The 9,961-nt window shown below is 52.4% G+C and carries 6 protein-coding genes; 5 read left to right on the top strand and 1 reads right to left on the bottom strand.

The window, feature by feature from the left end; translation table 11 throughout:
- Window positions 1-68 precede the first annotated feature (68 nt).
- The 5 genes from DK261_RS05335 (at window position 69) to DK261_RS05315 (ending at window position 9,844) form a co-directional block, all read left to right on the top strand.
- A complete protein-coding gene (locus tag DK261_RS05335) occupies window positions 69-3,305 on the top strand; it encodes an Ig-like domain-containing protein (RefSeq protein ID WP_146218508.1) in 3,237 nt (1,078 codons plus the stop codon).
- A gap of 625 nt (window positions 3,306-3,930) precedes the next feature.
- A complete protein-coding gene (locus DK261_RS05330) occupies window positions 3,931-6,153 on the top strand; it encodes a type I secretion system permease/ATPase (protein WP_080768826.1) in 2,223 nt (740 codons plus the stop codon).
- Window positions 6,154-6,160: 7 nt separating this feature from the next.
- Complete coding sequence (locus tag DK261_RS05325; protein ID WP_231999295.1) at window positions 6,161-7,474, top strand: HlyD family type I secretion periplasmic adaptor subunit; 1,314 nt, start codon at window positions 6,161-6,163, stop codon at window positions 7,472-7,474.
- Between the two features lies 1 nt (window position 7,475).
- Window positions 7,476-9,038, top strand: a complete 1,563-nt coding sequence (locus tag DK261_RS05320) for a TolC family protein (protein ID WP_110175357.1) — start codon at window positions 7,476-7,478, stop codon at window positions 9,036-9,038.
- 425 nt (window positions 9,039-9,463) lie between these two features.
- Window positions 9,464-9,844, top strand: a complete 381-nt coding sequence (locus tag DK261_RS05315) for a DUF4354 family protein (protein WP_041990241.1) — start codon at window positions 9,464-9,466, stop codon at window positions 9,842-9,844.
- 43 nt (window positions 9,845-9,887) lie between these two features.
- Here DK261_RS05315 and DK261_RS33825 read toward each other — a convergent pair.
- On the bottom strand, window positions 9,888-9,961 hold a 74-nt coding region (locus tag DK261_RS33825), incomplete at its 5' end, for a hypothetical protein (RefSeq protein WP_218278174.1).

The raw sequence follows: 9,961 nt of genomic DNA, 5'->3' as shown, positions 1-9,961 counted from the left end.
AGGCTGGTCCTGACGGTGGCTTCGAACTGATCAGCAAAACGCCACAAGGCAGCGGTACGATCCAGGCTGTGGCGATTGATGCGGCGGGCAACGTCAGTGTGCCAGCCACTGTCGAGTATGTTGCTAACCCGGAGATTGACACCACAGCACCGAATCCTCCAACGGACTTGGCGGTAACGGTCGAAAAAGATGGTCGCGCCACACTAAAAGGTAAGGCTGAGCCTAACTCTACCGTCACGGTTACATTCACCGACGGGGCTACCGACACCGTCCAGGCAGATACTCGTGGTGACTTCACGCTGACCAGTGCTGTAGCACAGAACAACACGGGAGACATTAGTGCTACGGCCAAAGATGGGGCTGGTAACGAAAGCCTTCCCGCAACCATTACATATTCCCCGGGTCCTGTGCCTGATGCACCGGTTTTTTCCAGTGTCACTACCGATGAGGCTACAGGGTTGGTGACCATCGCCGGAGCTGCTCAGGCCAATCTGAAAGTGCAACTAACGTTCCCTGACAAAACCGTCAAGGAGATGGTTGTCGGTTCGGATGGTCAATTCAGCTTTACCAGTGACGCTCCACAAGAAGCTGCACAATTCAGTGCAGTGGCCATTCAGGAAAGTGGTCAGTCAAGTACAGCAACTTTTGGAATTTACGAAGGTAATCCGAATACAGTCTACTCCTTGACTGTCGATGGTTACATTGACGATGTCTCTGGGAAGGAGGTGATAAAGCCTATTGACACTCCAACCAATGATCGTACTCCAACTCTATACGGCACCTCCCAAGGGCTAGGGAAAAATGATCGGGTCGTTGTCTTCGAAGACGGCAAGGAAATTGCTGTGGGTGTAGTTTCTTCGGGGGGGAGGTGGAGTGCTCAGCTTCCTCTTGCGACCGAAGATGGTGTACACAACTATACGATTCAAGTTCTCAATGCTCTGAACAAAGGCAAAGCAACGACTTCTGCCAGTTTGACGATTGATACCATTGCGCCAATAGCTCCAACGATCGAGAAGATTATGGTGACGGCTCAGGGGGGGGCAGAACAGTCTATACCGTTAACGAACCAGAAAATCACAGATGCTCACCCCCAGCTGTCTGGCAAGGCGGAGGCCGGTTCAACGGTCATCCTTTACCATATCAACACCGATGGTCGTGAGGCCCAGCTTGGAGAGACCGTCGCATTAGCGAACGGCACCTGGACGTTTTCTCGGTCGAGTAACTTCCTAGTCAATCGTAAGCACGAACTATTTGTGAAGGCTCAGGACAAGGCCTCTAACCTCAGCGCTGAATCGAACAAAGTGGATGTCGAGGTTTTCAGCGTAACAGAAAAACCTGCGAACGTTCCGGTCAGTAATATTTGGTCGGTGGATGGTGCGGGCGATGTTGATGGAGATGGCTTTGATGACATCGCGAGCGGTAGTTACACTAAAGGGTGGACAGAAGGGTGGACAGAATCCGCCGTCAGGGGGGTTTTGAAAGGCAGCGAGGATATCCAAGCTACAGGACCAAAATTCTACAATCAAAAAGATACAATGTACACCTATCACCAGGCTGGTGTGGGTGATACCAATGGTGATGGTTTCAATGATATCGTCGCCATGTACGCAGGCACGGGCGGCGAAAGCAATGGTGGCGCCCGCCTGTATTTGGGGGGAGGCAAGCTCTCTGAAACTGGCTGGAGTCCTATTGAAAAGATAGGGAGCGTTCGCTTCGTAGCCTCTGCCGGGGATCTTGATGGCGATGGCTTGATGGATACGGTGTGGGGGGGGGTGGGTGCACGTGGCCAAGAGCAGACGTCCAGTGTCCGATTTGGTTCTGCGCAGGGAACTGCAATTGTTGAAAGAAACTTCAATTTTGGTACTCCGGACAAAGTTGGAGGCCAAAAGTCGTCTTCTTGGAGTGGAGCGCAATATGTAACTTCTGCCGGTGATTTTAACGGTGATGGCATAGGGGACATCGTTACATCACGCGGTATTATTTTTGGTAAGGACACCAGAGAAAATATTAGCAAATTTTCGAATGTGAGCTGGAAAACCGGTAAGGGGTCATTGGCTGTTGATCAAGTTCAGGCGGTTAGTGGTATTGGGGATGCCAATGGTGATGGGTATGCTGATGTAGCTGTGCATGACGGAAAAAATGTATTTGTGATTTTTGGTGGGCCGCAGGCAAGTAACTCGGAAAGCTCTATTCGGCTTGAAGCTGAATGGTTGCAAGCGAACAACCGTGGTTTCGCATTGGACACATCTTGGATGAGTACTCAGCCGACACGTTTTGGTGATATTCGTGGGGTCGGGGATGTCAATGGCGATGGCTTGGCAGATTTTGTCTACACCACTTATGGCAATAAACTTAATGGAGGAGCCGACAGGCAGGGAGATGCAGAGCAGGGGGGGAAAGGAAATTATTCCAATTCGTATGTTATTTTTGGAAAAGCCGATACGGGCACTATTAATGTAAAGGACATATCCAAGAGTATCTCCAAGCAGGGGATCATGATACCGCGTGATCAGGCTGATGGCGCTTCGGTAGCCGGTCGTATTGATCTCAATGGCGATGGACTCGCGGATATTTACGTAGGGTCGTATTCCGGCAACGGCAAGTTGTACATGGGTGGTATATCCCTTGGGGCGGAACCATCGGTTACAGTTATCAATGGCGCAGCTCGCGGTGACGAGCATAGTAACTTCATAGTGGGTAGTGCTGGCAGCGACACCATTTATGGTAAAGGCGGTGCTGACGTTATTTATTCTGGTGCGGGTGACGATACTATTGTTTTAAACCAGGACAACCTCAAGCATCTGGGGGCAGGTTTTAACGCTTTAGCCGGGCTCAACGGCCGTCTAGCTCGCGTCGATGGTGGTCACGGGGTCGACAAGCTGGCTTTTGAAAGTGATGTTACATCGGTAGACCTGACCACAATTTCGAATGCCGGATTGGGTATGATCAAGGCGGGCGTCGGACTATCACGTATCGCCAACATTGAACGAATCGATCTATCGGGTACTACCAAGGGCAAGCTGACGTTGGAGCTAAGGGATGTGATGGACATGAATGCTGGGCTAAGTGTTTTCAATAAAGGAAACTTTAGTAGCGGTCTGGCGGATAAAGATATCAAGCGTCACCAGATAGTTATCGACGGCACGTCGGAAAATACGGTGGAGGTAAAAAATAGTGGCGAGTGGGTCGCCGCTAAAGCCATGACCGTTCACTCTAATGGACATGCTTACGACGTTTATAACAGTGTTGGAGATCATAAAGGCCAACTGTTGATCGATCAGGTGGTTAACGTCTCCTGGGCTTAATTCAATATAAGAGGTATTAGCTAACTAAACCCGCACCCTGGCAATTAATATTTGTCAGGGCGCGGTGTTTTTCTAGAAAAATTGTATGGGATTGTTTGTCTGTGATGATACTGAGTGCGTATGGGGTACGCTATGACGTAAATGACTTAAGGTGTCGGTCTCTACCTGAGTAATAAATTTGACTTCTATCAAGTCAGTTTTAGTTGGGACTGTGGCCAAACCTAGCGGTGGCTTTATCCTCCGAAATATCTGTTCCTCCCCCGTCCGATTCGAATGTGCTTTCCGACAAGGCTTATGTTCTCCCCCGAAGCAGTTCGTGTGATTTGTGGGAAATTTCCTACGCGTCGCTAGGAACCTTCCTTTGGCGCCGCTCTCGCGCTGCTCCTATCATCCTTCGCGTCCCGATCGTCAGTGCATACAGCGCTGGTGTTGACCTTGTTCATTTCAAGGTATGCCCAAAAAGTAGAGGCCGCTGTCTGCTCTTGTTGATTCACGTCAATCACGCGATTCAAGAGCAAGTGCTTCAAGCAAATGTGCTGACACGTAATTGAATTTCGCTGGGGTCAAGTTTCGAAACTCATCAGGTTTCGGCACTCTTGCGCGCCGGCAACACAGGAGCCTGATAGTGGCTGTTGATAATGAAGTGCCAAAAAACGATTTAGTGAGTCAGATAGCAGAGTGCACCTCGGAGCAGGTGGACTCTTTGCTGACGGCCGTGCAGTCGCTGTGTGAAATCTACAACAAAGAGGTTAGCGAGCAGGTGCTCTACTCCGGACTGCCCCGGGGCAATCGTCTGTCACCTATGCTTGCGGTCCGCATGCTTGAGCAAGTCGGCATCAAGAGCGGCTGGGTGCAACGTGCGCTGCCGGACCTCTCCGATTACCTGTTTCCGGCTGTTCTGGCGCGAAAGGATGGTAGTTATTGCGTGGTGTTGAAGCGTATTGCACAACTGGGCAAGGTGTCCTACGACGTCATTCTTCCTGAACATCAGGGGCAGGTCAGGCTCAGCGAAGCACAGGTACAGGATCAATGTTTGGGGTATTGGCTGTTGACCAGCGTCGTGCCGAAACTGGATGCCCGCGGTGACAACGACCTGTTATCCCTGGATCAGCGCAAGGCACACTGGTTGTTTGCCGTGCTGTGGCGTTACCGGTTTTATTTTTACAGTGCGGCACTCGCGGCGTTATTGGCCAATATCCTGACCCTGGCCACCACCTTCTTCACGATGAACGTGTACGACCGTGTCGTGCCGACGCATGCGTATGTCTCTTTGTGGTCGATGGCTATTGGTGTGTTGATTGCGATCAGCTTTGAGTTTGCATCGCGGCAGATACGCGCTTACTTACTGGACGTGGCGGGGAAGAAGGCTGACCTGATTATTGGTGCGCGGCTGTTTCGCCAGGTCATGGCGCTACGCTTGGAAAGCAAACCGAGTTCATCGGGTGCCTTTGCCAACCAGTTTCGTGAATATGAAGCGGTACGGGACTTTGTCACTTCGGCGACACTGGCGACCTTGTCGGACCTGCCATTCTGCCTGCTGTTCCTGGGCATCATTTACCTGATTGGCGGCCCCTTGGCCATTGTGCCGCTATTGGCTGTGCCGGTCATCTTGCTGGTCAGCGTTGCCTGCCAGTGGCCGTTATCGCGTTACATTCAGGAAAACACACGGGAAATCTCGCTGCGCCAAGGGCTGTTGATCGAAACCCTTGAAGGTCTGGAAGCCTTGAAAGCTTCGCGTGGCGAAGGCGTCATGCAAAAGCGCTGGGATGATTTCAGTGCGCTGGCTACCACGTCGGCGATGAAGAGCCGCTTCCTGTCGAGCCTGATCACTAACTTTGTCATGTTCGTACAGCAGATGACCACGATATTGATCGTGCTCTGGGGCGTGTACCTTATTCATGCCGGTCAATTGACCCTGGGCGCCATGATTGGCGTGGTGATCCTCACCGGGCGCTCGCTGCAGCCGCTGGGCGCGGTGGTTGGTCTCGCGGTGCGTTTTCAACAGGCCAAGGCAGGCATGAAGTCGCTGAATAGCCTAATGGCCCTGCCCCTGGAGCGTGATTCTGCCAGTGTATTTCTTTCGGCGCCGCGTTTTGATGGGAACCTCAGTCTGCAGCAGGTCAGTTATTCCTATCCGGTGCCGGGAGCGATTACCGTACCCAAGGCATTGGACAAGATCAATTTGAGCATCAATGCCGGTGAGCGAGTGGTCATCCTCGGCAATATCGGCAGCGGCAAATCGACGTTGCTCAAATTGATGGCCAGGCTCTATCGCCAAAGTGAAGGCCGGCTGGCCATTGACGGTGTGGACGCCTCGCAAGTGGATCCGGCGGACTGGCGGGCGGCCGTTGGTTATGTGGGCCAGGACTGCCAGCTGTTTTACGGCTCTTTACGGGACAATGTGATGATTGGTAACCCTGGCGCCAGCACTCAGCAGTTCCTGAGAGTTGCCCGCATGACCGGTCTGGATCGCATGGCTGCGCGCCACCCCCGTGGTTTTGAAATGCCGGTGGGAGAGATGGGCCACAACCTTTCAGGCGGCCAGCGTCAACTGATCGCGCTGGCCCGTTGCCTGATGCTGGAGCCGAAAATCCTCCTGCTGGATGAACCCACCAGCGCGATGGATGGCTTGAGCGAGGCACAGTTCATCCGTCAACTGGGTGAGCTGAGCCAGTCGCACACGCTGGTCATTGTCACTCACCGTATGTCGATGCTAAGTCTGGCCGAGCGCCTGATTGTTTTGGAGGACGGTTGTGTCGCTGCGGACGGCCCGAAGGCTCAGGTCATCGCCGCGCTCAATGCCAACAGTCAGTCTTCCGAGATGTCACCAACGGAGTCTCGCCAATGAGCCGTCGGTGTCCCCTCTTTTCAACTTTATTCCAGGTAATCGACTCATGTCGTTGAAGAGTCTCAAGGGTTTGTTCGGTGCGAGTTCAGTCGTGTCCGTTAACAAGCGCAGTTATGCCGTGCGCGCCGAAGATGTATCGTTCATGCGCGACTTGCAAGGTGCGCTGATCGAACAGAAAACACCGGCCAGTGTGTTAGTGCTGTGGCTGATGACCGCCTCGGTGATGGTGGGTTTGTTGTGGGCTCATTTTGCTCGTGTGGAAGAAGTGACCCAGGGCGAAGGTCGAGTGATTCCGGCCAGTCGTGAACAGATCATCCAGAGCCTCGAAGGGGGGATCATGAAGGAGCTGTTCGTCAAGGAGGGACAGGTGGTGGAGCAGGGACAGGAGTTGCTGAAAATCGATCCCACCAGAGTGGGAGCCAATTACCGTGAGGCGCTGTCCAGGGTACAGGGTTTGAAGGGGGCGATTGCTCGCCTGCGTGCCGAGGCTTATGACACACCCCTTATGTTTCCAGAGGAGATAAAAGGGAGCGCCTCTATCGTGCGTGATGAGACTCAGGCTTACAACGCACGTCAGAAAACTTTGCAGGAGAGTGTCAAGGCCTTGCGCCGCAGTCTGGAACTGGCTGAAGGCGAGGTCCGGTTGTCGGCGCCGATGGCGCATCAGGGGCTCGTGTCGGAGGTAGAGATCATGCGCCTGCGTAGACAGGCTAACGAGTTTAACTTGCAGATTACCGATCGCCTCAACCGTTTCCGCTCAGAGGCCAATAACGAGTTGACGCGATCGGAGAGTGAACTGGCGCAAGCACTGGAGGTGCTCAAGGGGCGTGAAGACGTGATGAATCGCACCTCCATTACTGCCCCGGTGCGCGGCACGGTAAACAATATTCGGGTTACTACCCGTGGTGGTGTCATCCAGCAAGGGGCTGAGATCATGACCTTGATTCCGCTGGAAGATCGACTACTTGTGGAGGTCAAGATCAAACCTGCCGATGTGGCGTTCATTTACCCTGGTTTGGAGGCGACAGTAAAGATCACGGCTTACGACTATTCGATTTATGGCGGTCTTAGTGGCAAGGTCGAGCACATTAGCTCGGACACCTTGTTCGATGAAGAAAAGGCCCGCACGGGGCGAGAAAACCCCACCTACTACAAAGTCTATGTACGTACTGATCGTGCTTCGCTGGACGCTCACGGACGCTCCTTTCCAATCATCCCCGGCATGATTGCCAGTGTGGATATCAAGACCGGGGAGAAGACGGTTTTAGCATATTTGCTGAAACCGGTATTAAAGGCACGAGAAGCGTTTCGGGAAAGATGAAGTGAAGAATCCAATAGTGAAATTTGGCAAGGCCACGGCTTTCTCGACAGTGTTGATTGGCCTTTACGCCTGTGGCGGGCACGTTGCCTTGGCTGCGGATAGCGAAGCAAACCCTGGCAGCTTGAATCAACGGCAGATGGCTGATCTGGCCGAGAGATTTTCCGGTTCGCAGAAGAATACTGCTGTGGATACACAGGCCCCTGTGGTACCGACACAGTCTGGCAAGTCGTTGAGCCCTGCTATGGCTTCTCAGGTAGGCAAGCCTGAAAACGTATCGACCGAGCCCGTGCTGCCGGGCCCATCGCTACGGACCCTGATTCAGAACGGCGAACGACCGGCCAGCAATGAACTGCGCTCGCTGTTACGGGGTTTTGTCGGCAAGGCACTGCAACACAGCCCAGAGGTTCGTGTGGCCAACGCCAATGAATCGGCCGCAGGTTACGAGATCGATGAGGTCAAGGGGCGTCGTTGGCCGCAAGTTCGGTTGGGCATGAACTCGGCGTTGACGAAGGAAGAGCGTCGTTCCGGACGCAGTGCTTCGGGTGAAACCACTGGCACCGTCAATGTCACAACCAATGTCTGGGACTGGGGCAAGAATGCCAGTGAAATACGCACGGCCCAAGCGGCGCAAGGTTCGGCAGAGCAGACCGGCCTGATTGAGCGGGAGCAGGTGGCGTTTGATACGAGTTCTGAACTGATTAATCTAATGCGCTATGAGCAAAGTATGGTGGTGGCTGAGGACTATGTTCAGCAAATGAACAGTCGGGTCGACATGCTCTTGAAGATTATCCAGAGCGACAAGGGTAGGACGAGTGAACTAGTACAGGCTCGCGCGAAACTGTTGTCCGCCCTGGCCAGCCGCAAGCAGATAGAGAACCAGCAGCAACTGACCCGGATCAAACTCCATCGGCTATTGGGGGAGGAAGTTCTGGGGATTCCTGAGCGATTTGCAACAGACAATAGTCTTATGGTTCAGACATCTGCGGCACTGGCCGCTTTGGATAAGCATCCTCTGCTGCTGCGCCTCAAAGCGCAGGCCGAGATAGAAGATGGTCGTGCCGGAGCTCTCAGGGCACAAGGGTTGCCGGGGTTGAACCTGGTCGCGCGTAAAGAGCAGGGCGGGTTGTACGGTTCTAACGCAAACTCTAACCGCAGCAATGATTGGTATGTCGGTTTTGACGTGCAGTGGCAAGCGTTCAGCGGGGGATCCAACAAAGCAGCTAGAGGAGCTGCCAACGCCCGTAAAAGTGCGGCCATGGAGCAGTATGAGAAGGTGGGTCAGGACCTTCGACAGGAGATAAAACGACTAGCACAAAGCCGTGCGACCTCCGCGCAATTGGCGCAGGAGTATCAGAGACTGTCGGTGGAAACCGATCAGGTACGGAAAATGTTTTATGAGCAATGGTACAGTCTTGGCAAACGCACGTTACTTGATGTGCTCGTGGCCGAAAGTGATCATTTCAATAGCCAGTTGCAGGCTATCAACAACACCTATGACAGCATGATTGCTGACTTGAGTATTCTGTCGAGTTCGGCGTTGTTACTAGGATATCTGTCTCTATGAACCCCTGTATGCATTAGATTCTGCCTCCCCCCCTCCGATCGACGGTCGATTAGCGTTTTTGCAATCAAGGCATCTTTGGTCAAGTGTTCAGTGATATTTCTGGCTTGCGTAATAGTATGTTTGTGATTTTAATTTTTATAAAAGTACCTAGGTTACTGCAGAAACTGATGTCAGCTTTGTTGAGCGTTCAGTGTTGATGAGAGTTATATTGATTTTTCCTCCAGTTGTAATGGTATGTCTTGCGCTAAGATGCTCTGGAGGTGTCTTGGGAAATTTCCTACGCTCTCCTGGGAAATTTCTTCGGGTTAAAATCGTGGCCAGCCTGCAAAATCACGACCTGAACTTCGGATCGGTTAATCGGGCGTAAAAGGTTCTGCTGATTCAGAAGGGTTATAGATGTTTGAATATTGTTGGTGGAGATTTAAATGAAACGCAATATTGTTTATGCATCGATGTTGTGCGTGTTTTGTACAGCTGTTCACGCTAACGAGCCTGTTGAGGCTCTTATCCTTTATTCGACCGAAAAAGGTCAGGGTGCAATTTGGGCAGAAAAGCAATCAGCTTATTTTAAAGAGTTTGACGCGGTGCTGATCAACGCTGGGAAGAAGAGTGTAGATCTGAGCAAGGTTTGCTACAAATTGTATGATGCTAGCGGCAACTCCTACAAACTGGATACTGTAGACGGAAAAATTACGGCGGGGAGCCTGGATCCGGGGGAGTCTGTCGAGGGTTTTTATCAGTTTACATCTGCAAGTGAGGATGTTTATAAGGCTAACCTTGTCAAGGTTCTCGGCGATTGTAAGTGACGGCGTAGTTTGTCGGTGATAATGCTGCATCATTTGTGACAGGTCAATTTTTGGCTGCTTTATGCCCTGCGAGTGCTTTAACTTTGCGGAGGTGACATGCTTTGCAGAGGGGTCGTA

It is taken from the genome of Pseudomonas sp. RW409, from assembly GCF_003184125.1.
In the GTDB taxonomy this organism is placed as follows: Bacteria; Pseudomonadota; Gammaproteobacteria; order Pseudomonadales; family Pseudomonadaceae; genus Aquipseudomonas; species Aquipseudomonas chlororaphis_I.
Note: the sequence above shows the minus strand (reverse complement) of the source record. Positions and strands in the feature narration are given on the sequence as shown.